Below are 21,308 nucleotides of genomic sequence, written 5' to 3'. Positions count from 1 at the left end.
AAACCATTGAACTTCCACCATGAGGAAACTAATATCCACTGATCAGAAGCGCTTGATCGTACGAACCACACTGAACGGCGCCCGCGCCCGTACCTCGGCCCCCTCGGCACTCCGTGCCGTGTGTCGTCCGCCCGGCGGCCGCGAAGGCACCGCCCCGCGAAGGAGTGACCGCTCATGTCCGCACCAGCGCCGTCCCCGCTGGCCATCGTCGACGCCGAGCCCCTGCCCCGGCAGGACGAGGTTCTGACCGACGCGGCCCTCGCGTTCGTGGCCGAGCTGCACCGGCGGTTCACCCCCCGCCGCAACGAACTGCTGGCCCGACGCGGTGAGCGCCGCGCCGAGATCGCCCGTACCTCCTCGCTGGACTTCCTGCCCGAGACGGCCGCGATCCGCGCGGACGACTCCTGGAAGGTCGCCCCGGCCCCGGCCGCGCTGAACGACCGCCGCGTGGAGATCACCGGTCCGACCGACCGGAAGATGACCATCAACGCCCTGAACTCGGGCGCGAAGGTCTGGCTCGCCGACTTCGAGGACGCGTCCGCCCCCACCTGGGAGAACGTGATCCTCGGCCAGCGCAACCTGATCGACGCCTACACCCGCAACATCGACTTCACGGACCCGAAGTCCGGCAAGTCCTACGCACTGAAGGACGACTCCGAGCTGGCGACGGTCGTCATGCGGCCGCGCGGCTGGCACCTGGAGGAGCGCCACCTCCGTGACGCCGACGGCGGCTGCGTTCCCGGCGCGCTGGTCGACTTCGGCCTCTACTTCTTCCACAACGCCAAGCGGCTCATCGAGCTCGGCAAGGGACCGTACTTCTACCTGCCGAAGACCGAGTCCCACCTCGAAGCCCGTCTCTGGAACGAGATCTTCGTCTTCGCCCAGGACTACGTCGGCATCCCGCAGGGCACCGTCCGCGCCACCGTCCTGATCGAGACGATCACGGCGGCGTACGAGATGGAGGAGATCCTCTACGAACTCCGTGACCACGCGGCGGGCCTGAACGCCGGGCGGTGGGACTACCTCTTCTCGATCGTGAAGAACTTCCGCGACGGCGGCGCGAAGTTCGTCCTGCCGGACCGCAACGCGGTGACGATGACGGCGCCCTTCATGCGGGCGTACACCGAACTCCTCGTCCGCACCTGCCACAAGCGCGGCGCGCACGCGATCGGCGGCATGGCCGCGTTCATCCCCTCGCGGCGCGACGCCGAGGTCAACAAGGTGGCCTTCGAGAAGGTCAAGGCGGACAAGGACCGCGAGGCCGCCGACGGCTTCGACGGCTCGTGGGTCGCCCACCCGGACCTGGTCCCGATCGCCATGACCTCCTTCGACGCGGTCCTCGGCGAGAAGCCCAACCAGAAGGAGCGGCTGCGCGAGGACGTGTCCGTCGCCGCCGGTGACCTCATCGCCATCGACTCGCTCGACGCGAAGCCGACGTACGGGGGTCTGGTCTCCGCCGTCCAGGTCGGCATCCGGTACATCGAGGCGTGGCTGCGGGGGCTGGGTGCGGTCGCCATCTTCAACCTGATGGAGGACGCGGCCACCGCCGAGATCTCCCGCTCCCAGATCTGGCAGTGGATCAACGCGGGCGTCGTCTTCGAGGACGGCGAGAAGGCGACGGCGGAACTGGCCCGGAAGATCGCGGGCGAGGAACTCGCGGCGATCCGCTCCGAGTTGGGCGAGGAGGCGTTTGCGAGCGGGAAGTGGCAGGAGGCGCACGACCTGCTGCTGACGGTGTCGCTGGACTCGGACTACGCGGACTTCTTGACGCTGCCGGCGTATGAGCGGTTGGTGGGGTAGCGGGCGAGCTGCCGGGGGGCGTACGGGTTGTTGCGGGGCCGCCCCGGGGGCCCGTACGAAGCGGTCGTCGCGCCGGCGCCTGCGGGGTGCGCCGTCCGGGGGACGTGTGTGTACGCCGTGGTCGCGGGGCGTACGGCGGGGGGGTGCACCTCCGGCGGGGGCCGCCCCCTTGCCCGCCCGTTCCGCCCCCCGGGGGGCGGCCCCGCCGCCCAAGGGGGCTACCGGGGGTGGGGGCGTTCCCGCCACCCAAGGGGACTACGGGCGCCGCCCAAGGGGGCTACGGGGGGCGAGGGCGTGCGGACCCGCCGCCCGGGGGGCTACGGGGGGCGGCGGGCCGGTGCTGGGGCTAGCGGATCGGTTCGGCCAGTTCGCCGCGTAGGCGCTGGGCCCGCAGGACCAGTTCCAGTTCGAAGCGACGGTCCGGGTCGTCGACCTCTTCGCCCCACAGCTCCCGGATCTGCCGCATCCGGTATCGCACGGTTTGCGGGTGCACTCCCAGCCGGGCAGCCACCTCCGGCGCTCCGCCGCGCGTCTCCAGCCACGCGAGCAGGGTCTCCGCCAGTCGTCTCCCCTGGGTCCGCCCGCAGCCGGCCAGCGGTGCCAGGCACCTCGCCGTCAGGTCCCCGATCAATTCCTCCGGGGGCAGCAGCACCAGCGCCTCGGTGTGCTCGGTGCAGTGCAGCAGCCCGTCCGAGGGCAGCAGTCCGCGTTCCATGAGCCCGACCGCGGCCGTCGCCCATCGCAGCGACTTGGCCGCCTCGGCGAGCGGGACGGCGGGGCCCATCGCCCCGGTCCATCCGGTCGTCGCCCGCCGCAGCTGTTCGGGCCGGCCGGGCCGCAGCGGATCGGGCACCACCATCAGGGGCTGTTCACTCTCCATGTCGAGCAGGACGTCGTCCCCGACCGCGGGGGCGACGCTGTCCCGGGAGGGCCTCAGCAGTACGCCCACCCCGACCCACTCCGGCAGCGCCCACCCGATCCGGGCCGCGTGGGCGGCGAACTCGGCGAGATGGTCCGCCGGGTCGCTTCCCGCACCCGCGACCCGCTCGCGCAGAATCGCCTGGGCCAGCTTTCTTTGCAGTCGCAGACGTTCACCGGCCTGCCGGGCCGCGGCCTCCGCATAGCCCCGTACCGACTCGTCCACGAGCCCGTCGAGAAACGCGAAGCCCGCTTCGGCCAGTTCGTACATGGCCGGCGGCGGGATGCTCACCTGCTGGCCGATCTCCGCGAGCCGCCGCCAGGCCAGACGTACGCCCAGCCGGTAGACCGCCTGGAGCGAGTCCAGGGACCGCCCGTGCAGCCCCTCGCCCCGGCCGAACTCCTGGAAGACCTCCAGGTGGAAGTGGGGCCGGCGACCGTCCTGGCGCACCAGGTGCTGCACGAAGTCCTCCAGCGCCCGGCGGATGCCGACGAGCGCCATGAGGTCGCCCTGTTCGTCGACGATCAGCGGCATCCGGGGGTGTTCGCGGCAGATCTCGTCCAGGATCTGCCGGGCCAGCGCGGGCACCTCGGCCAGCGCCAGGTCGGCGAACTGCCTTACCTGGAGCCGGGGTACGTCCGCCCAGGCGGACGTCTCGGGCGGTTCGCGGACCTGCGGCGGGTCGGGAACGGTGTCCACTCCGGTCATCTGCGCGGGGTCCCCGTCTCGTAACTGATCAGGGGCACGTTGGGCTGTTCCGGGGTGGCGTTGAGCAGTGCCACGATGCCGAACGCCGCCCCCACCGCCAGCGCGGCGGCAACGAGGGAAGTCAGTAGGGCTGACACGAGTCTGGGCATGGCGGGTGGCCTCTCTGACGCTGGTCCCCACCGGCGGCCTGACAGCTAGCCCACAGTGTCATCACCTGATTGACAGTCGTCAAGAGCACGCTTACGGTTCCCGGCCCATACGCACTGTGTACGAAAACCCACTCCGCGTTTCCCTCCCTCCCGGCCCTCCTGGAGCACCCGTATGCGTCGCACCGCTTCTCCTCTGTCGCTCGTCCTGCTGGGCACCGGCGTGTTCCTGCTCGTGCTGGCACCCCTGCTGACCTGGTACGTAAGCCCACGGGCAAAGAGCAACCCGATCGACATCGACACCACGACCGTGTTCGAGGGCACCGGCAGCTACTTCGACACCAAGGACCTCAAGACCGTCACGGGCGCACCGCTCACCATCACGCGCCAGGTGCGCGGTGACGTGGCCGACAGCCTGAAGAGCGGCCGGGCCGTCTGGGACGTGTCGACCTCGGTGGACCACGAGGGCACGCTGCCGGCCGCCGACACCACGGACTCCCTGCAGTGGACGCTGGAGCGCTGGGTCACCGACCGCCGCACCAACGAGCCGGTGCACTGCTGCAAGGAGCAGCCGGTCTTTGACGGCGAGGCGTACCTGAAGTTCCCCTTCGACGTGGAGAAGCGTTCGTACCGCTGGTGGGACGGCACACTCGGTTCCACCGTCGTCCTCCGCTTCGACGGCACGAAGAAGATCCACGGCTACGAGGGCTACCGCTTCACCGGCAGCGTGCCGCCGACCAGGACGGGCACCCGGATGGTGCCCGGGCGCATGGTCGGACTGCCGAAGCGGGGGCAGGTCCTCGCCGAGGAGTGGTACGCCAACCACGGCATCGAGCTGGTCGTCGACAAGCGGTCCGGGCGCATCGTGAACGCCGCGATAGGCCCGCGCAAGACCGTCCGCGCGCCCGGATCGAAGAAGGACTCCATGGTGCTGCTGGACAGCGAGCGGATGGAGTTCACCGAGGCCACGCAGCGTGCGCAGGTGAGGCAGGCCGGGGCGGACAGCGACAAGCTGCGGCTGGTCGGCGAGACGCTGCCGATGGGCGGCGGGGCGGCCGGTCTGGTGCTCGCCGCGACGGGTCTGGTGTTCGTCGTACGGGGGCGGCGCAGCGAGCGGACAGCACCGTAGGCGCTCGGCTCGCTTACCGACTGCACGTTGTGATGAGGCATCAGGGGATATCGGTGCCGAAATTGTCATCCACGTGAGTAGCCGCGTCGAACAGCGTGCCGAAAACTACCTATCCACCCCACCGCATGCACCCTTTCGCACTCGTACGTTCCTCCAGGTACCGCACCCCGAAACGAGTTGGAGCTCGGATGCCCCAGCACGTACCCCCCACCGTGCACGCTGTGAAACCCCTCCAGGCGCTGCGGCTCCAGGAGACCCACCAGCAGGCCGGTCCGGAAGTTCAGTCGCCCACCCGCCCCGAGGCCCACGAGCAGCCTCTCGTACCACCCCGCAGGATCGTTTTTCTGTCCCGCCGCGACCTCGGCAACCCGGCCGCCGGCGGATCGGAGCTCCTCGTCGACCGCCTCGCCCAGGGGCTCACCGCGCTCGGCCACCAGGTGACGCTCCTGTGCGGGGGCCCCGCGGCCTACCGCGACTACCGCGTCGTGTCGGCGGGCAGCGACCTCGGGCACTTCCTGAAGGCCCGGAGCACCTTCACCCGTCAGGTCGGCGACTGCGACCTGATGGTCGAGGTCTGCAACGGGCTGCCCTATCTGACCCCGCTCTGGCACCGGGGTCCGACGCTGTGCCTGGTCAACCACGTGCACACCGAACTCTGGGGCATGCGCTTTCCCGGCCCCGCCGCCGGTATCGGCCGCCGCCTCGAACACTGGGCGCTGTCCGCCGCCCAGCGCAACAACCTCCTGGTCGCCGTGTCCGACTCGACGGCGAGCGCGCTCGGCGACCTCGGTGTCGATCGCAGCCGCATCCGCGTCGTGCACAACGGGGTCGAGGACCCCGGCGTACGGCTGCCGCGTTCGGCGGAGCCGGTGTTCCTGGCGATGGGCCGGCTCGTCGAATACAAGCGCATCGATCTGCTGCTGCGGCTGTGGGAGCGGGTGCGGCCGGTGACCGGCGGAAAGCTGGTCATCGTCGGTGACGGGCCCGAGCGCGCACGGCTGGAGGCCATGGCGGGCCCCGACGTCATCTTCAAGGGATACGTCTCCGAGGCCGAGAAGCACCAACTCCTCAGCGAAGCATGGCTGTTGCTGCACCCTTCCGCTGTCGAGGGGTGGGGTCTCGTGGTCACCGAAGCGGCCACCCGCGCCACCCCCTCCCTCGGTTTCGACGTACCCGGACTGCGGGACTCGATCGAAGACGGGGTGACGGGCGTGCTGGCGCGCGGCGAGAGCTCCTTCGCCGCGGCCTGGTGCGCGCTCACGCTGAACGCGGAGCGCCGCGAGGCGATGGGCAGGGCGGCGGCGGTCCGGGCGGAGCGCTACCGCTGGTCGAGCACGGTGAGCCAGTTCCGTACGGTCGCGGCCGAAGCCGTCTCGGGCACGGTTCGCGCGACGAGCACCGCAGAGGCGGCAGTCCTGAGATGAAGAACGACCGCACCACCACCCTCGGGCCTCTCAGGGACCCCTCGTTCCGCCGCAGTGCCGCGCTCTTCCGCGCGTTCCTGCGTGAACAGCACGACCCCGACCACTGCTACTCGCTGCTCGCCAGGGACGCCGCCGACCAGGTCGAGCGCTACGTCCCGCTCCGCGACCGGGTCGTCGTGGACGTCGGTGGCGGCAGCGGACACTTCGCCGAGGAGTTCCGGCGGCGCGGCGCGGACAGCTACCTCTTCGAGCCGGACCCGCGGGAGCTGACCGCCGGAGGGCGCAGGCCGACCGCCGGCGCGGTGGTCGCGGACGGCTATCTGCTGCCGCTCACCGACGGCGTCGCCGACGTCTGCTTCTCCTCCAACGTCCTGGAGCACGTGGCCGATCCGCAGACCTTCCTGAGCGAGATGGTGCGGGTGACCCGTCCCGGCGGGCTGATCTACGTCTCGTTCACCAACTGGTACTCGCCGTGGGGCGGCCACGAGTGGGCGCCCTGGCACTATCTGGGTGCCGAGCGGGCCCGCCGCCGCTACGAGCGGCGCACCGGCAGGCCGGCGAAACACACCGTCGGCGAGAACCTCTTCCCGATCCACATCGGTACGACACTGCGGCAGGTCAGGTCACGCACCGACGTGTCCGTGGTGTCGGCACGGGCCCGCTACTGGCCGCTGCTGCCGACCCTCGCCCCCAAGATCCCGGTGCTGCGCGAGTTCACCACCTGGAATCTCCTCCTCATCCTCCGGCGGTGCCCATGACCAGTACACTCCCCGCCCCACCCCGTCCACCGTCGCACGCCGCCCCGCCCCCCGACGGCCGCCGGCCCGGTGGTGACGACGGGCCCAGGTCGCGGAAGTGGCTGTTCGGATTCTGGGCGGCGGTGCTGGTCGCGTTCCTGGCGGTGTCGCCGGGGAAGATGACCTTCGAGACGAAGCTCGGGGTGGCGGCCGACCCGTTCAAGTTCATGGCGGACCTGGGCGAGTTGTGGCACTCGCGGGCCGGTTTCGGCGGCATCTTCGACCAGTACGTGGGCTACGCCTTCCCGATGCTGCCGTACTACGCCCTCACCGATCTCGTCCAGATCCCGGTGTGGCTCGCCGAGCGGCTCTGGCTGTCGCTCGTGGTGACCGTCGCGTTCTGGGGTGCGCTGCGGCTCGCGGAGCGGCTGGGCATCGGCACGTCGCCGACCCGGCTGCTGGGCGCCGCGGTGTACGCGCTGTGGCCGACGTACACCATCGTCATCGGCTCGACGTCGGCGGCGGCCCTGCCGGGTGCCCTGCTGCCGTGGGTGCTGCTGCCGTTGGCCACCCCCCGGCTGAGCGCCCGGAGTTCGGCGCTGCGTTCGGCGCTCCTCATTCCCTGCATGGGCGGGGTGAACGCCGCCTCCACGCTGGCCGCGCTGCTGCCGGTGGCCCTGTACCTGCTGAGCCGGCCGGCCGGTCCGCGCCGCCGCACGCAGATCGTGTGGTGGGTGCCCGGCGTGCTGCTCGCCACCGTGTGGTGGGTGGTCCCGCTGCTCCTGCTGGGCATCCACGGCGAGAACTTCATGCCGTACGTGGAGCAGGCCGAGACCACCACCGCCACGATGTCCGCGACCGAGCTGCTGCGCGGTGCGGGCAACTGGACGGCGTACCTGAACTTCGGTGAGGCCTGGCTGCCCGCCGGCTGGACGGTCGCCGCGTCGGTCCTGGCGATCCTCGGCTCGGCGTGCGCGGCGGCGATCGGGCTGGCGGGCATCGCCCGACGGGACGTGCCGGAGCGGCGCTGGATGCTGCTGGTCGTGGTGTCCGTCGTCCTCGTCACCCTCGCGGGGTACGGGGGTTCGCTCGGCGCGCTGTTCCCGGGCACCGTGCAGGACTGGCTGAACGGCTGGCTGGTCCCGTTCCGCAACATCTACAAGTTCCAGTCGGGTCTGGCGCTCGTCCTGGTCCTCGGCCTGATCCACGCGGTCGCGGTGGCGGCCGAGCGGCGCGGGGCCCGCAGGATTCCGGGCCGCCGGTACGTGCCGGCCGTCGCGGCTCTGTTCGTCCTGCCGGGGCTGCTGCTGCCGTACGTGAACGGCAGCATCCTCCAGCCCGGTGCCTTCAGCAAGCTGCCCAACCACTGGGAGAGGACGGCCGCCTGGCTCAAGGACAACTCCCCGGCCACTCGCGCCCTGGTCGTTCCGGCGACCGCGCACGGCATCCACACCTGGGGCTCGACCATCGACCAGCCCCTCGACGTGCTCGCCGAATCGCCGTGGGCACAGCGGGACTTCGTCCCGTTCGGCACGCCGGGCAACCGGCGCGCGCTGGACGCCGTGGAGCAGGCGCTGCTCTCCGGGAGCGAGGTGCCGGGGCTTTCGGACTACCTGAACCGGTCCGGGATCCACTACGTCGTCGTACGCAACGACCTGGACCCCGACCAGATCGGGTACGTGCCGCCGCAGACCGTCAAGCGCACCCTGGAGTCCTCCGGCTACCGCAGGATCACCGCCTTCGGCCCGGTGATGACCGGCGGCCGCATCCCCGACGACACCCCGGTGCAGATCGAGGGCCTGTACCCCAGGCAGCAGGCGGTGGAGGTGTACGAGCCGCCGTCCGGCACCCCGGAGCCGGGGCGGGCGGCGCTGAAGCCGGTGTCGGACACCGCGGTGGTGAGCGGCGGCCCGGAGTCGCTGCTGCAGCTGTCGCAGGACCCGTCGATGCGCAACCGGCCCGCGGTCCTCGCGGGGGACAACTCCCCCGGGCTGGACTCCCCCGCGGTGCTCGCGTCCAGTGACGGGATGCGCCGTGCCGACACCCGGTTCGGCCTGGTCAACACCAACACCTCGTACACCTACAGCGCGACGGACCGCAATCCGTCCGGCAGTGTGCAGGACCCCGGCCGCGAGCCTCGGCAGATCCTGCCGACGCAGGGGGCCAAGCACCAGACGAAGGCCGTGCTGCGGGGTGCCAAGTCGGTGACCGCGTCCAGCAGCGGCAACTGGCTCTTCCACCTGCCGCAGTACGACCCGGTGAACGCCTTCGACGGCAATCCGGACACCGCGTGGACCGAGGGCAGTGCGGCCGAGCCGGTGGGCCAGTGGCTGCGGATCGACTTCGCCGCCCGCACCCCGGTGCCGTCCACGATCCGGGTGTCGCCGCTTCCGTCGGACGGGATGCGGGCCGCGCCGACGCGGGTGCGGGTGGAGACCGACCGGGGGAGCGAGACGAGCCCCCTGCAGCCGAACGGTCAGCCGCAGTCCGTCAAGGCGCCCGAGGGCCAAGCGAGTTGGCTGCGCATCACGATCGACGAGGCGCAGCAGGGCCGGCCCGGTCTGATGGGCGCGGGCTTCTCCGCCGTCGACATCCCCGGGGTGCAGGTGACGAAGCTGCTCGCCCTTCCCGAGGACATCGGCAAGGACGCGGACGTGGTGTCGCTGCACCGCGGCAGCGACCCGGGCGGTCTGTCCCCGGTGTCGGCCGAGGTGGGTCTGCACCGGCAGTTCACCATCCGGGAGGAGGGCGCGTACTCGCTGAAGGCGACGGCGCTGCCGGTCCCGGGCGACGCTCTGGACCAGCTGCTCTACCGTCAGGCACCGGACCAGCGGCGGATGTTGACCGCTACGGCGGATTCGACGGCGAAGCTGGGCACCTCGCTGTCGCCCCGCAACCTCGTCGACGGCGATCTCACGACCTCGTGGATCTCCGGCAGCAAGTCCGTCCTGCATCTGCGGTGGCCGGAGAAGCGGCCGGTGGGCGAGATCGTGTTCGCGGCGGCGGGCGGCCTGTCCACCCGTCCCGAACAGGTCGAGATCAGCTCCCCGGACGGGGCCGCCACGGCTTCGGTGGACCAGAACGGTCTGGCCCGGTTCGAGCCGATCAACACCGACCGGCTCGACATCACCATCACCCAGGTGGCACCGCTGACCATCCACAACCCGGTCGCCGAGGGCGAGTTGCAGCTTCCGGTCGGTCTGAGCGAGGTGTACGTCCCGGCCCTGGACGACTACCGCGTGCCGCAGCCGAAACCGGACCGCACGTTCTCGCTGCCGTGTGGTCAGGGCCCGATCCTGTCCATCGACGGAACTCTGCACGCGACGAGCGCGCGCGGCCAGCTCCGTGACCTGACGGAACGCCGCCCGATCGACGTGTCGCTGTGCGCCGGCGAACAGGCGAACGGCACGGCCCAGTTGTCGCCGGGCACGCACCGGGTGGAGGCGGGCGACGTCGGCCCGCTGGCGATCACGGACATCACGCTGAGGCGTGGCGCGGAGGCCCCGCAGCCGTCGGCGGCCACCCGGGAGCTGACCGTCAACGACTGGTCCGGGGACTCCCGTACGGTGCGGGTCGGGGCCGGGCAGGCCTCGTACTTCCAGATGTACGAGAACCAGAACCCGGGCTGGTCGGCGACGCTCAACGGCAAGGAGCTCAGCCCCGTGCGCCTGGACGGCTGGCAGCAGGGCTGGCTGGTTCCGGAGGGCGAGGGCGGCACCGTGAAGCTGGAGTTCGAGCCGGCCGCGTGGTACGTCGGCGGGCTGATCGGCGGCGGGGTGGCCCTGCTCGCGCTGATCGGACTGGTGGTGTGGACCCGCAGGGACCGCGAGCCGGAACCGCTCGCCCCCGCCGTGTCCGCGCCTCCCGCACCGGGGCCGGTACTGGGCCTGGCCGCGCTCACCGTCGTCATGGTCCTGATCGCAGGACCGCTGGCCCTGCTGGTTCCCGCCCTGGCGGCGGTGGCCCACTTCCGGCACACTCTGCTGCCACCGATCGCGCTGCTCGCCATGGCGGGCGCGGGGATCGCGGCGGCATGGGGCGCGGGGTCGCCGGTGGCGGCGGAAACAGGCGCCTTCGGGCCGACGGCGCAGGTGCTGGCGCTGGTGGCGGTGGTGGCGGCGGTCGTCACGACGGGCGACGTGTGGCGACGGCGGAAGGGGGCCGGCGAGGGTGCCTGAAGTGGGCCGGGCCGGGGTCCGGGGGCGGGACGTACGGGCAGGGGCGCGGCGCTCCACGGGGCGGCGCCCGCTGCCCGGCCTCCCCCGCCGGACTCCCGGCTCCGCTCGAACGGGGGCCTGCCCCGTGCCCCCGGGGGTGGTCCCGCGCCCCCGGGGGCTGCGGCGTGCGGTCCCGCGGCCCGTGGGGGCCCGCCGGTGTTCCCGGTCCGTCCGTGGTGCGCGGACGCGGGGCCGCCGGGCCCCGTGTCCGGCCGGCCACCCGGCCCGCCCGCGCCCCAGCACCCCACTGCCCCGTCCCAAGGAGATCGGACCATGACCACAGTGCAGCCCCCGACCCGCCCGCGCCGCGACCCCGCCGACACCCCCCGCACCCCTTTCTCCGTGGTCGACGAGATCACCCGGCACTGTCTCGATCCGCACGAGCCCGAGACCGTGCACATAGAAGTGCACCTCCCCGGGGCGCCCGATCCCGACCGGCTCCGCACCGCGTTCGTGGAGGCGCTGCGCCGCCACCCCCGCATCCTGATGCGCGAGGCGTCCGGCCCCTGGTACCGCCGCCGGTACGAGTGGGAGCTCACCCCGCACCCGGACACCGCCGACGTGGTGACCTTCCCCGCGCCCGGCCCCGACGCCCTCCCCCGGGCCAGGGCGCGCGCGCTCGCCGAGGCGCCGGCGCTGTCGCTGGCCCCGCCGATCCGGCTGGAGGCGATCGGCAACGTGCTCGTCCTGGTCGTCAACCACACCGCCCTGGACGGCCCCGCGTGTCTGCGCATCCTGGCCACCGCCGCCGAACTGTACGGCGGCCGGGACAACTCGCCCGCGACGGCCGCCGCCCCGCCCCGCCCCGACGCGCATCCGCAGAACCCGACGCCCACCCCGGGGTGGGCCCCGGTGGCCCGGGTCGCAGCGGGCAGCGCGCACGGCCGCGGCAACGGGCTCCTCGTCGCGGACCTCCCGGTTCCGCGACGGCCGCGCGGCGCCCCGTACACCGTCAACGACCAGCTTCTGGTGGCGACCGCCCGCATGATCGCCGACTGGAACCGCGAGCACGGCGCACCGCCCCGCCCGCTGCGCATCACGATGCCGGTGGACGACCGGTCACGCGGGATGGACATGCCCATCGGCAACGGCACACGGCTGGTGGAAGTCCCCTACAACGACGCTGAGTTGCAGGAGAGCACCCACACCCTCCTGCTGCGTACCGCCGACCGCACCCGCGCCCTCAAGGCCCTCTCCCGGCCCCAGCTCGGACACGGGGCCGCCCTCCTCACGGCGCCAGTCGTGCCGGTCACCGTACGGGCGGCCCTCACCCGCGGGCTCCGGCGGGCCGCCGCCCCGTGGACATCCACCACGCTCCTCAGCAACATCGGGCGCGTTCCCTACCCGCTGGACTTCGGCGACGGGGCGGGACGGGCCACGGCCGTCTGGTTCTCCGCACCCGCACGAATGCCGCGCGGGCTGACCGTGACCACGGCCAGCACCAACGGACGGCTGCATCTCGCGCTGCGCTGGTCGACCGCGCTCCTCGGCGCGCAGGACGGCGAGCACCTCCGCGACCTCTTCGAAAAGCACCTCGACTCCACTGCTGAGACAGGCGGTTCGGTATGACGACCGGCACAGCGCGAAAGCCCGCTCCGCACCTGCGGGACTTCTACGAGAACCCCGCCGTGCCGGTCGCGTCCGGCGACGCCCGCAGCCTCCGCCAGGCCGCGATGCTGGCCGCGGCCCTGCGCGGCACCCCTCCCGCACCGGGCAGGCCCGGGACGCCCCGCACCGAGCACGCCACGGTCCTGGACATCGGCTGCGGCGACGGCACGGCGGCCGTCACGGCCGCCCCCCTCCTCGGCGGGCACCGCATCGTCGGCGTCGACTGGTCCCAGGACGCGCTGCGCCGCGCACACGCCTCCTTCGCGGCGGTCGCCGGCACCGGAGGGTCCGCCGAGCTGACCGCCGTCCGGGGCGAACTCACCGACGGTGGGCTGCCGTTCGCCGACGGGACCGCGGACGCCGTTCTCTTCAGTGAGGTGATCGAGCACCTCGTCGACCCGGACAGCGCCCTCGACGAGATCCGCCGGGTGCTCGCTCCCGGCGGCCACCTCATGCTCTCCACCCCGAACCTGGCGGCCTGGTACAACCGGGCGCTCCTGCTCGCCGGCGTGCAGCCGGTGTTCTCCGAGGTGAGCCTGCGCGGCATCCACGGGCGCCCCGGCCGGGAGGTCGTGGGCCACCTGCGCCTCTACACCGCGCGCGCCCTCCGCGAGTTCCTGACCGCGTCCGGCTTCGACGTCGTACGGGTCGCGGGCGCACCCTTCCACGGGGTGCCGCGTCCGTTGCGCCGACTGGACCGGTTCGCGTGCGCGGCGCCCTCGGTCGCGTCGATCCTGCTGGTGCACGCCCGCAAGCGCGAAGACCCCGGCGACGGGCCCGGGGGCGGAGGCCGGTGATGTGGTGGGGGGTGACGGCGGCGCTGTTCGCGAACGTCTTCTTCAGCGGCGGTTTCGTCCTGGAGAAGCGGGCCCTGAACAGCCTGCCGGGCCTCGACATCCACCGCCCCGCACGCGCGGTGCGCCTGCTGCTGGGCAGCCCGCTGTGGATCGGGGGCTCACTGGCCCTCTCGGCGGGGTTCGTGGCCCAGCTGGTCGTCTACCGCACCCTGCCGATGGCCGTCGCGCAGGCGCTGTTCATCTCCGGCCTGGTGCTCCTGCTGCTGCTGTCCTCCCGGGCACTGGGCGAGCGCACCTCGGGCCGCGAGCGGTGGGCGATGGCGGCGATCGTGGTGGCGCTGCTGATGGTCGTCCTGTCCCTCGACGCGCACACCGACGCGATCGGCACCAGCTCACCGGCCCCGCTGATCCTGCTGCTCAGCGGGGTGTCGATCGGTGCGGGCATCTGGGTGTACGCGGCTGCCGACCGGCGCGGCTCCCGCACGCCGCCCGCGAGGCCCCGCAAGGCGCACGGCACCCACCGGGCTCCCAAGAAGCCTTCCAGCGGGGTGGCGTACGGGGTCGCGGTGGGGCTGGTCTACGGCGTCAGCTCCCTCGCGATCAAGGGCGTCTCCGCCCACCTGGACCTGAGCGACCTCGCGGGCACCGTCGTGGCCCTGCTGTCGTCCCCGTACCCCTACCTCCTGCTCGTCACCGGAGCGACCGGTCTGGTTCTCTCCCAGACGGCGCTGCAACGCTGCCGCGCCTCCCTCGTCGTCCCCGTCTGCACCACGACGTCATGCCTCTACACCGCCTCTCTCGGCTCGCTCGCCTTCGGCGAGTCCCTGCCGGACGACCCGCTCCGGCTGGCGCTGCGCATCGCGGGCGCCGCCCTGGCCGTCGCCGTACTCCTCTCCCTGCCGTCCGCCGAGCCTGCGGCCCCCGCAGCCCCCCGGGGGCTCCCGCCGCGAGAGCCCCTCCCCGAAGTGCCGCCGACCGTCAAGATCCCTTTCGTCAACTCCCCTCCCCTCGAAGGACGTGAGCCATGAACCCCGCCGACCCGCTCCTCAAGATCCTCGCCTGCCCGCTCGACAAGGGCCCCCTGACGCTGCTGCCCACCGGGGACGTCCTCTACAACCCGCGTCTGCAGCGCCGCTACCCCATCGTCGACGGCGTCCCCCAGCTCCTCCCCTCCTCCGGTGAGCAGGTCGACGCATCCGAACACCAACGCCTCACCGCACACCTCTGAGGTCTCCGGGGCCGACCCGGTCCACCCACTTCTGACCACTCAGGGGGTGACACGGAGGGTGGTTGCGTCTACGCTGCCCGGATGGGAATCGAAGAGGGACTTGAAATCGGTCAGTTCAGGGGTCCGTGGCGGATCACCATGTGGTGGCCGGAGGGCGCCGTGTCGGGCGGCCCGCAGAAGATCGTCATCGAGGCGGAGGAGGACGCCCCGCCGGGCGACGTCGCGCGCGGCATCTCCACCACGGTGCTGCGCCGGCTCGACCTCGCGGGAGCGGTGGAACGGGCCAGGGAACTGGCGCCGACGACGCCGCCCTGGCAGGCCGAACGGGGCCGGCTCCTCGACCTGGCCCGTCTCGCGGCCCGCCTGCTGGCGGACGAGGGCGTCTCGCCCCGGTACCTCTCGGTGCTGTGCCTGACCTACCGCGACCTCACGAACAAGGGGGTGCAGGCCCCGGTGCCCTGGCTCGCCGAGCACCTCGACCGCCGCTCCGAGACCGTGAAGGACCACCTCAAGAAGGCCCGCCGGGACGGCTACCTGACGTCCCGCGCGGGCCGGGCCGGCGGCGAACTGGGCGACCGGGCGACGGAAGTGCTGGCGACGCTGGAGGGGGTGCCGCCGACCGCCGCCCCGTGACCCCCGCACCGGGCGGGGACGCGTTCCCTGCGAGCACTGCCCGCCGCACCGGGCGGGGACGGCATCGCCCGCGCGCTGCCCCCGCCCGGCTCCGCCGCCTCCCGCCCAGCTCAGCCCCTCGGACTCAGGTGCTCCGGGGCTCAGGGACTCAGCACGGTCGTACGGGGTCCGTCTCGCTGTAGACGTCGCTGTCCTTCATCCAGCCCACCCGCCCGTTGTCCGCCTTGGTGAGCAGCCAGCGGTTGGGGTGCGGGCCGCCGCCGCCCGTGGGATCGGCGTCCAGGCGGCAGGTGAACCAGGACGGGTTGGAGTGCATGTAGCCGACGATCGTGACGCTGTCCGCGGCCCAGACCGCCGCGCCGCGCTTGTTGTTGCACCACCACTTGCCGCTGCTGTGCCAGCAGGGGGCGGCGGCCTGTCCCTTCGATGCGGCGGGCGTGTGCGGGGCGTCGGCCTGGGCGGCCGTGCCGAGGCCGGTGGCGGTGGGGACGAGTCCTGCGGCGACGGTGGCCGCGGCCATGCGGATGCGGTGGGTCATGACGGTTCTCCCTGGGCTCTTTCGACGGATGCTCGGTACCGAAGACCTTGCACCGGCCCACCGCCGTCGCACCCTGTTTCCTCGTTGCCCGTGTGCAGGGGCAACACCGGGAAACGTCCGCCGGGAGCGGCCCGCGCGTCCGCCGGCCAACACCGCACAGCCGTCAGCGGGACGTGGTGACCGTCCGCACCGCCGAGAAGTCCCCCCACTTCCCGTCCGGCAGCTTCGCGCGCAGCGCGACGCGGTAGCGGGTGCCGGGCGGCTCGGCGACGGTGAGCGTGTAACTCACCGGGCCGGGCGGCGGGGGCGCTCCCCACACGATCGTCGTCGCGAACCTGCCGTTCAGATGGAGCTGGTGCTCCTTCACCTCGCCCCCGGTGCGGGGTGGGGTCCAGCGCAGTACGAGGGTGCGCGCACCTCCTTCCGTCCCGGCGGTGACCGTCAGGCCGGTGGGGGCGGTGGAGGGTCCGCGTCCCGCGCCCGAAGGGGTCGTCAGGTCGAGGGAGTTGCTGTCCGGGGAGGAGTTCTCGGCGGCGTCACGGGCACGCACGGTGAAGGTGTAGACCGTGCCGGGCCGCAGCCCGTCGACCCGGGTGGTGGTCTCGGTGCCGGGGGCGCTGTGGATGCGCGAGTCCTCCTGGTAGACGTCGTAGGCGGTGACGGCGCCGCCCGTGTCCGTGGCGGCACCCCAGGACAGGGTGACCGCCGTCCCGCCGGTCACGGTGCCCCGCAGTCCGGTGGGGGCGGTCGGCGGTGTGCGGTCGTCGGGGGCGGAAGCCCGGGTCCTCGCCGTGACGACGGCGCTCGGCGCGGAGAGGTTGCCGGCGGCGTCCTTGGCCCGGACGGTGAAGTCGTACGTGTGGGAGGGGGTGAGGCGGTCGACGTCGACCATGGTCGTGGTCGCGGCGACCGCCCTGACCTTCCGGCCCTTCGCGTAGACCTCGTAGCCCGTCACGCCTCGGTCGTCCGTGGCCGGGCTCCACATGACGTGGACGGAGGTGGCGCTGCCAGACTGGGCGGTGACTCCGGCGGGGGCCGCGGGCCGCGTGGTGTCGCGCGGCGGCTGGGCCTCCTTTCCACCGCCGCATGCGGCCGTCGCGAGCAGGGGCAGCAGCAGGGCACAGGCCAACACGGTGCGAACGGTGGGGCGTTGCACGGCAGGACCTCTCATCCGTGGGGAGGACAGAGACAATGGTCCAGACCTGTATGCCATGGTCGGCTGTCGCGGGCAAGGGGGTGCGCACGGCCGGACTGGGCAGGGGGCGCTCCAGGTTGCGCCCGCGCACCCGCGCCACTCCCCACCGGCCCGGCTCACCCCCCGCCCGCCCGTCGACTGCCCCGCAGGCCGACGGCTCAGCCGGGCCGCCGCTCCCCCGCCCCGTGACGCCGCTCGTACCGTGCACGCGCGGCCTCGTGGGCCTCGCGCAGCAGCCGTACGAGCGTGTCCGATGTCCGCTCCCCGGGGTTGACGACGCAGATCCAGCTCTGCGCCCCGTACACCGGGTGCGGCAGAACGACGTCGGGGGCGGTGTGGTCGCGGGGGCGGCCGGGGCCGCGCGGGTCCTCTCCGGTGAGGGCATGGAACGCCGCGCGGTCGACCTGCACGTTCACCCGTCGGCGGCCGGCCGCGCCGAGGGCGGACGCACTGTCCCCCGGGTGATCGCTGGTGACGATCGTCGCGTAGGGCTGGGTGCGCCCGGGGATGCGGCCGTCGGGCGCGTAGTAGACGTACGAGTCGCCCCACGTGGGTTCGGGGAAGTCGCTGCCGGGCTGCGGGGTGACCACCAGAACGTCGGGGAGCGCGCGCACGGTGGCGAGGAGGTGTTCGATACTCATGGTTCAAGTCTCGGCTTCAAGTGCTTCTGTGGGGTTTACCGTGTCCGAGCGTTCCCTCCGTACCTCCGACGTGGCCCGCGCGTCGGGGTACTCGGTGCAGCAGGTACGCGATCTGGAACGGCTGGGCGTTCTGCCGCCCGCCGCCAGGTCGGCCAACGGGTACCGCGGCTACGCGGCCGTTCACGTGCGGGCGCTGCACGCCTACCGGGGGCTCGCGCGCGCCATGGGCCCCGTCGACGCCCGTCGGCTGCTGGTCGAGCTGGGTACGGGGACGCTCGCGGACGCGGCCGCCGCGGTCGGCGCCGCCCATGTCCGCCTCGCGCGGGAACGCGAGGAGGTGCTGCGCGCCCAGCAGGCCCTGCGGACGATCGGCGACGAGGCCGGCGACGATCCGCCGGATCACGGGGGCGACGCCATGACGATCACGGAACTCGCGGAGGCCCTCGGCGTACGGACCTCGACCTTGCGCTTCTGGGAGGACGAGGGCCTCCTGACTCCCGCGCGGGTGACCTCGCTGCGCGCCCGCCGGTACGGGTCCGGCGCGATCGCAGCGGCCCGGATCGTGGTGGCCCTGCGGGGCGCCGGTCACGGGATCCCCGCCGTGCGCGAGATCCTGAGCACCCTCCGGCAGAGCGGCGGACCCGACGCGACCTCCCGTGTCCTGCGGGAGCGCCTCGACCGGATCGCGGAGCGCACGGTGGCTCTACTCCGGGCGGGCTCGGACCTCGCGGCGGTGGTGGCCCACCGCGCCGATGCGGTCCACCGAACGGTGCAGAGCCCGGTCCTTCCGGCGGACGACGCCACGCCGGCCCCGCGTTCCTGGGCTGGAGGCGTCCCAGAAACGAAGGAGGCCCCGGTGCCTCTCAGCTGGTGAAGAAGTCGCTCACCTTGTCCGCGAACTGCTGCGGGTGGAGCTGGTGGATGCGGTGGCCGCCGGGAAGGGTGATCTGGGCGCAGTCCGGGATGCGGTCCGCCATCTCCGGGAGGTCGGACTGGTCCATCTCGCTGTCCGGGCCACCGGTGATGATCAGGGTCGGGGCGACGATCTCACCGAGGCGCTCCAGCCATTCCTCCGGCGGGTCCGCGAGCTGGGCCCCGATCTCGGGGAGCGCGTTCTCGTCGTAGTCGACCGGGCCGTCCGCCGGACGGATGTCCTGCGCTCCCGCGAAGGGCGCCGGTGTCTCCTCCAGCACCAGGCGCTCCACCCGGTCCGGGTACTCCTGGGCCAGCAGGTACGCGACGACGCCGCCCATACCGTGGCCGACCAGGCCGGCCCGGTCGATCTTGGCCTCTTCGATGAAGCCCAGTACGTCGTCCCGCATCAGTTCGAGGTCGTACTCGTCCGGCCAGTCGCTCTCGCCGTGGCCGCGCAGGTCCAGTGCGTGCACCCGCCACTCCTCGCCGAGCGCCTGCCCGACCTTCTCCCAGCTCGCGGCGGAGCTGCCGATTCCGTGCAGCAGGATTACCGGGTTGCCGTGCTGGTCGCCCCAGGAGCGGTACGCCATGCGTACGTCGCCCACGTCGACGACGGAGTGATCTTCCATGACTCCGACGGTACAGGGATGCCCGCGGTGCCGGAGTCGTCGGGTGACGTGCGGTGTACGTGGGGTGGGGCAGGCGGCACCGGCGGGTCGCACGAGCGCGGAGGTGGATGCGGAGGCGACCGGCGTCCGCTCGACGTCCGCCGCCGGGTGTACGTACGTGAGCGGATCCCGGCCGCGTCCCCCGCGGAACGTGTACGGCGGTCCGCACCGCATCGGCCGACGCACCCTCGTCGCGCGGTGTCCGTACGGAATTGCCGCACGGACACCGTGACGTGACAGCCGAGGTGACGTGATGTCAGTGCGTGACCACCCCCACCGTCTTGCCGCCCCGGTGGGTCATTTCCTCGCCGGGCTCCATCGGGGCCGTCACCTCGTCGTCGTCGGCGCGCTTGCCGATGTGGTTGAAGACGAGGTTGAGGACGACGGCCGCGAGGCAGCCGGTGGAGATTCCCGAGTCCAGGATGATCTTCGCAGTCTCCGGGAAGTGGTGGTAGAAGGTCGGCGCGGCGATCGGGATGATGCCGACCGCGAGGGAGACGGCGACGATCAGCACGTTGTTGTCCTTCTCCAGGCCCGCCTTGACGAGGGTCTGGATGCCGCTGGCCGCGACCGAGCCGAAGAGCACGATGCCCGCTCCGCCGAGCACCGGACGCGGGACGACCGCGATCAGCGAGGCGGCTATCGGGCACAGGCCCATCAGGATGAGGAAGCCGCCGCCCGCCGCGACGACGAACCGGCTGCGGATCTTGGTCATCGCGACCAGGCCGATGTTCTGGGCGAAGGCGCTGCACATGAAGCCGTTGAACAGGGGGCTGACGGCGGAGCCGAGGGCGTCGGCGCGCAGGCCGGCCGCGATGGTCTTCTCGTCGGCGGGGCGGTCGACGATCTCACCGAGGGCCAGCATGTCGGCCGTCGACTCGGTCATCGAGACGAGCATGACCACGCACATCGAGATGATCGCGGCGGCCACGAACTGCGGTGCGCCGAAGTGGAACGGCGTCGGGAAGCCGACGATGCTCGCCTCGGTGACCGGCGAGAAGTCGGTGGCGCCGAACGGGATGGCGATGAGCGTGCCGATGACGAGGCCGAGGAGTACGGCGATCTGCTTGACGAAGCCCCGGGTGAAGCGGCGCAGCAGCAGGACGATCACCAGGGTGATGCCGGCCAGGCCGAGGAAGGTCGTCGAGCCGTAGTCCGCCGCCTTGGGGTCGGGGCCCTGGGCCCAGCCGAAGGCGACGGGCAGGAGCGAGACGCCGATCAGGGTGATGACCGTGCCGGTGACCACCGGCGGGAAGAAGCGGACCATCTTGGAGAAGAACGGCGCGGCGACGAAGCCGATCGCTCCCGCCACGATGATCGCGCCGAAGATGACCGGGAGCGCGTCCTCCTTGGACTGGCCGCCCGCGATCGCGAGCATCGGGGCGACTCCGGCGAAGGTCACGCCGTTGACGAAGGGGAGGCGGGCGCCGATGTTCCAGACGCCGAGCGTCTGGAGGAGGGTGGCGAGTCCGGCCATGAAGAGGCTGGCGCCGGTGAGGAAGGTGAGTTCCTTGCCGGACAGGCCGACGGCCGCGCCGACGATCAGGGGTGGGGCGACGACGCCGGCGTACATGGCGGCGACATGCTGGAGGCCGGTCGTGGCGAGCTTCAGGGGAGGCATTCCCTGATCGACCGGGTGCTTCGTGAGGGACGTTTTCTCCTCGGCGGTGCTGTCCGTCGAAGAGCCTTGCGCGGTGAACCTGGGCGACTTGGCCACAGCGTCCTCCTGTCGTTTTCCAGTGCCGGGATTGACACGTGCTTCGGGGAGGTGGTGCGCGATGCAAGGAGCTGGTGGTGCAGAGGTGATGCAAGGTGCCCGTACTGCTGCTGTGCTGCTGTGCCGTTCGCCCGGATACGCCGGACCGCCCCGGGGGCGTGAAGTGTTGGGCCACGCCCCCGGGAACGGCTCCTGAGCAGCCCGCTCGGCTGCTCAGTTCCGGCCGGGAGCCGTCCCTCCCGGCCGGAATTCTGTGTGCTCGGACCTTTCCGAGCGTCAGTGGTACGA

The 21,308-nt window shown here is 72.3% G+C and carries 18 protein-coding genes; 11 read left to right on the top strand and 7 right to left on the bottom strand.

Annotated features, from left to right (window positions below; genetic code table 11):
* Positions 1-174: 174 nt before the first annotated feature.
* On the top strand, positions 175-1,800 hold the full coding sequence (gene aceB, locus HNQ79_RS04875) for a malate synthase A (protein ID WP_185027236.1): 1,626 nt from the start codon (positions 175-177) through the stop codon (positions 1,798-1,800).
* 346 nt (positions 1,801-2,146) lie between these two features.
* Here aceB and HNQ79_RS04870 read toward each other — a convergent pair whose 3' ends face one another.
* Both HNQ79_RS04870 and HNQ79_RS04865 read right to left on the bottom strand, forming a co-directional pair.
* On the bottom strand, positions 2,147-3,427 hold the full coding sequence (locus HNQ79_RS04870) for a PucR family transcriptional regulator (protein WP_185027234.1): 1,281 nt from the start codon (positions 3,425-3,427) through the stop codon (positions 2,147-2,149).
* Positions 3,424-3,564, bottom strand: coding sequence for a hypothetical protein (locus HNQ79_RS04865; RefSeq protein ID WP_185027729.1), 141 nt, complete (start codon positions 3,562-3,564; stop codon positions 3,424-3,426). Before HNQ79_RS04865 ends, HNQ79_RS04870 begins: the two co-directional genes overlap by 4 nt.
* A gap of 184 nt (positions 3,565-3,748) precedes the next feature.
* On the opposite strand from HNQ79_RS04865, the gene pgfA reads away from it, so the two are divergent.
* The 9 genes from pgfA (at position 3,749) to HNQ79_RS04820 (ending at position 15,346) form a co-directional block, all read left to right on the top strand.
* On the top strand, positions 3,749-4,702 hold the full coding sequence (gene pgfA, locus HNQ79_RS04860) for a cell envelope lipid trafficking protein PgfA (RefSeq protein ID WP_185027232.1): 954 nt from the start codon (positions 3,749-3,751) through the stop codon (positions 4,700-4,702).
* Positions 4,703-4,890: 188 nt separating this feature from the next.
* On the top strand, positions 4,891-6,126 hold the full coding sequence (locus tag HNQ79_RS04855; protein WP_185027230.1) for a glycosyltransferase family 4 protein: 1,236 nt from the start codon (positions 4,891-4,893) through the stop codon (positions 6,124-6,126).
* Entirely contained in the window at positions 6,123-6,884 is a 762-nt protein-coding gene (locus tag HNQ79_RS04850) for a class I SAM-dependent methyltransferase (RefSeq protein ID WP_185027228.1), read from the top strand. The genes HNQ79_RS04855 and HNQ79_RS04850 overlap by 4 nt, the downstream gene beginning before the upstream one ends.
* Complete coding sequence (locus HNQ79_RS04845; protein ID WP_185027225.1) at positions 6,881-11,041, top strand: alpha-(1->3)-arabinofuranosyltransferase domain-containing protein; 4,161 nt, start codon at positions 6,881-6,883, stop codon at positions 11,039-11,041. Before HNQ79_RS04850 ends, HNQ79_RS04845 begins: the two co-directional genes overlap by 4 nt.
* 312 nt (positions 11,042-11,353) lie before the next feature.
* Positions 11,354-12,649, top strand: coding sequence for a condensation protein (locus tag HNQ79_RS04840; protein ID WP_185027223.1), 1,296 nt, complete (start codon positions 11,354-11,356; stop codon positions 12,647-12,649).
* Entirely contained in the window at positions 12,646-13,485 is an 840-nt protein-coding gene (locus HNQ79_RS04835) for a class I SAM-dependent methyltransferase (protein WP_185027221.1), read from the top strand. The genes HNQ79_RS04840 and HNQ79_RS04835 overlap by 4 nt, the downstream gene beginning before the upstream one ends.
* On the top strand, positions 13,485-14,513 hold the full coding sequence (locus HNQ79_RS04830) for a hypothetical protein (protein WP_229923201.1): 1,029 nt from the start codon (positions 13,485-13,487) through the stop codon (positions 14,511-14,513). The genes HNQ79_RS04835 and HNQ79_RS04830 overlap by 1 nt, the downstream gene beginning before the upstream one ends.
* The gene (locus HNQ79_RS04825; protein ID WP_185027219.1) at positions 14,510-14,713 is read left to right on the top strand and encodes a Trm112 family protein; all 204 of its coding nucleotides are present in this window, start codon (positions 14,510-14,512) and stop codon (positions 14,711-14,713) included. The genes HNQ79_RS04830 and HNQ79_RS04825 overlap by 4 nt, the downstream gene beginning before the upstream one ends.
* An 81-nt stretch (positions 14,714-14,794) precedes the next feature.
* Positions 14,795-15,346, top strand: a complete 552-nt coding sequence (locus tag HNQ79_RS04820) for a hypothetical protein (RefSeq protein ID WP_185027217.1) — start codon at positions 14,795-14,797, stop codon at positions 15,344-15,346.
* 148 nt (positions 15,347-15,494) lie between these two features.
* On the opposite strand, the gene HNQ79_RS04815 is transcribed toward HNQ79_RS04820, so the two are convergent.
* The 3 genes from HNQ79_RS04815 to HNQ79_RS04805 form a co-directional block, all read right to left on the bottom strand.
* Positions 15,495-15,884: a hypothetical protein gene (locus HNQ79_RS04815; protein ID WP_185027215.1), complete on the bottom strand. Its 390-nt coding sequence runs from the start codon at positions 15,882-15,884 to the stop codon at positions 15,495-15,497.
* A 163-nt stretch (positions 15,885-16,047) separates the two neighbouring features.
* Positions 16,048-17,055 carry a fibronectin type III domain-containing protein gene (locus HNQ79_RS04810; protein WP_185027213.1) on the bottom strand — a complete coding sequence of 336 codons (1,008 nt, stop codon included), beginning with the start codon at positions 17,053-17,055 and terminating at the stop codon, positions 16,048-16,050.
* A 182-nt stretch (positions 17,056-17,237) separates the two neighbouring features.
* On the bottom strand, positions 17,238-17,720 hold the full coding sequence (locus tag HNQ79_RS04805) for a DUF6194 family protein (protein WP_221507331.1): 483 nt from the start codon (positions 17,718-17,720) through the stop codon (positions 17,238-17,240).
* Between the two features lie 40 nt (positions 17,721-17,760).
* On the opposite strand from HNQ79_RS04805, the gene HNQ79_RS04800 reads away from it, so the two are divergent.
* Entirely contained in the window at positions 17,761-18,594 is an 834-nt protein-coding gene (locus tag HNQ79_RS04800) for a MerR family transcriptional regulator (protein ID WP_229923202.1), read from the top strand.
* Here HNQ79_RS04800 and HNQ79_RS04795 read toward each other — a convergent pair.
* Complete coding sequence (locus HNQ79_RS04795; protein ID WP_185027209.1) at positions 18,584-19,264, bottom strand: alpha/beta fold hydrolase; 681 nt, start codon at positions 19,262-19,264, stop codon at positions 18,584-18,586. The two genes, HNQ79_RS04800 and HNQ79_RS04795, sit on opposite strands and share 11 nt — an antisense overlap.
* A gap of 295 nt (positions 19,265-19,559) precedes the next feature.
* Positions 19,560-20,924: a nucleobase:cation symporter-2 family protein gene (locus HNQ79_RS04790; protein WP_185027667.1), complete on the bottom strand. Its 1,365-nt coding sequence runs from the start codon at positions 20,922-20,924 to the stop codon at positions 19,560-19,562.
* Positions 20,925-21,308 lie beyond the last annotated feature (384 nt).

The organism is Streptomyces candidus, assembly GCF_014207445.1.
GTDB lineage: Bacteria > Actinomycetota > Actinomycetes > Streptomycetales > Streptomycetaceae > Streptomyces > Streptomyces candidus.
This window is presented reverse-complemented; position numbering and strand designations above follow the sequence as displayed.

Bases quoted from the DNA above. Each gene is read 5' to 3' on its own strand.
- HNQ79_RS04815 (WP_185027215.1), bottom strand. From the start codon at position 15,884: ATGACCCACCGCATCCGCATGGCCGCGGCCACCGTCGCCGCAGGACTC.
- HNQ79_RS04840 (WP_185027223.1), top strand. From the start codon at position 11,354: ATGACCACAGTGCAGCCCCCGACCCGCCCGCGCCGCGACCCCGCCGAC.
- HNQ79_RS04820 (WP_185027217.1), top strand. From the start codon at position 14,795: ATGGGAATCGAAGAGGGACTTGAAATCGGTCAGTTCAGGGGTCCGTGG.
- HNQ79_RS04810 (WP_185027213.1), bottom strand. From the start codon at position 17,055: ATGAGAGGTCCTGCCGTGCAACGCCCCACCGTTCGCACCGTGTTGGCC.
- aceB (WP_185027236.1), top strand. From the start codon at position 175: ATGTCCGCACCAGCGCCGTCCCCGCTGGCCATCGTCGACGCCGAGCCC.
- HNQ79_RS04825 (WP_185027219.1), top strand. From the start codon at position 14,510: ATGAACCCCGCCGACCCGCTCCTCAAGATCCTCGCCTGCCCGCTCGAC.
- HNQ79_RS04835 (WP_185027221.1), top strand. From the start codon at position 12,646: ATGACGACCGGCACAGCGCGAAAGCCCGCTCCGCACCTGCGGGACTTC.
- HNQ79_RS04870 (WP_185027234.1), bottom strand. From the start codon at position 3,427: ATGACCGGAGTGGACACCGTTCCCGACCCGCCGCAGGTCCGCGAACCG.
- HNQ79_RS04845 (WP_185027225.1), top strand. From the start codon at position 6,881: ATGACCAGTACACTCCCCGCCCCACCCCGTCCACCGTCGCACGCCGCC.
- HNQ79_RS04830 (WP_229923201.1), top strand. From the start codon at position 13,485: ATGTGGTGGGGGGTGACGGCGGCGCTGTTCGCGAACGTCTTCTTCAGC.
- HNQ79_RS04855 (WP_185027230.1), top strand. From the start codon at position 4,891: ATGCCCCAGCACGTACCCCCCACCGTGCACGCTGTGAAACCCCTCCAG.
- HNQ79_RS04850 (WP_185027228.1), top strand. From the start codon at position 6,123: ATGAAGAACGACCGCACCACCACCCTCGGGCCTCTCAGGGACCCCTCG.
- HNQ79_RS04795 (WP_185027209.1), bottom strand. From the start codon at position 19,264: ATGGAAGATCACTCCGTCGTCGACGTGGGCGACGTACGCATGGCGTAC.
- HNQ79_RS04805 (WP_221507331.1), bottom strand. From the start codon at position 17,720: ATGAGTATCGAACACCTCCTCGCCACCGTGCGCGCGCTCCCCGACGTT.
- HNQ79_RS04790 (WP_185027667.1), bottom strand. From the start codon at position 20,924: ATGCCTCCCCTGAAGCTCGCCACGACCGGCCTCCAGCATGTCGCCGCC.
- pgfA (WP_185027232.1), top strand. From the start codon at position 3,749: ATGCGTCGCACCGCTTCTCCTCTGTCGCTCGTCCTGCTGGGCACCGGC.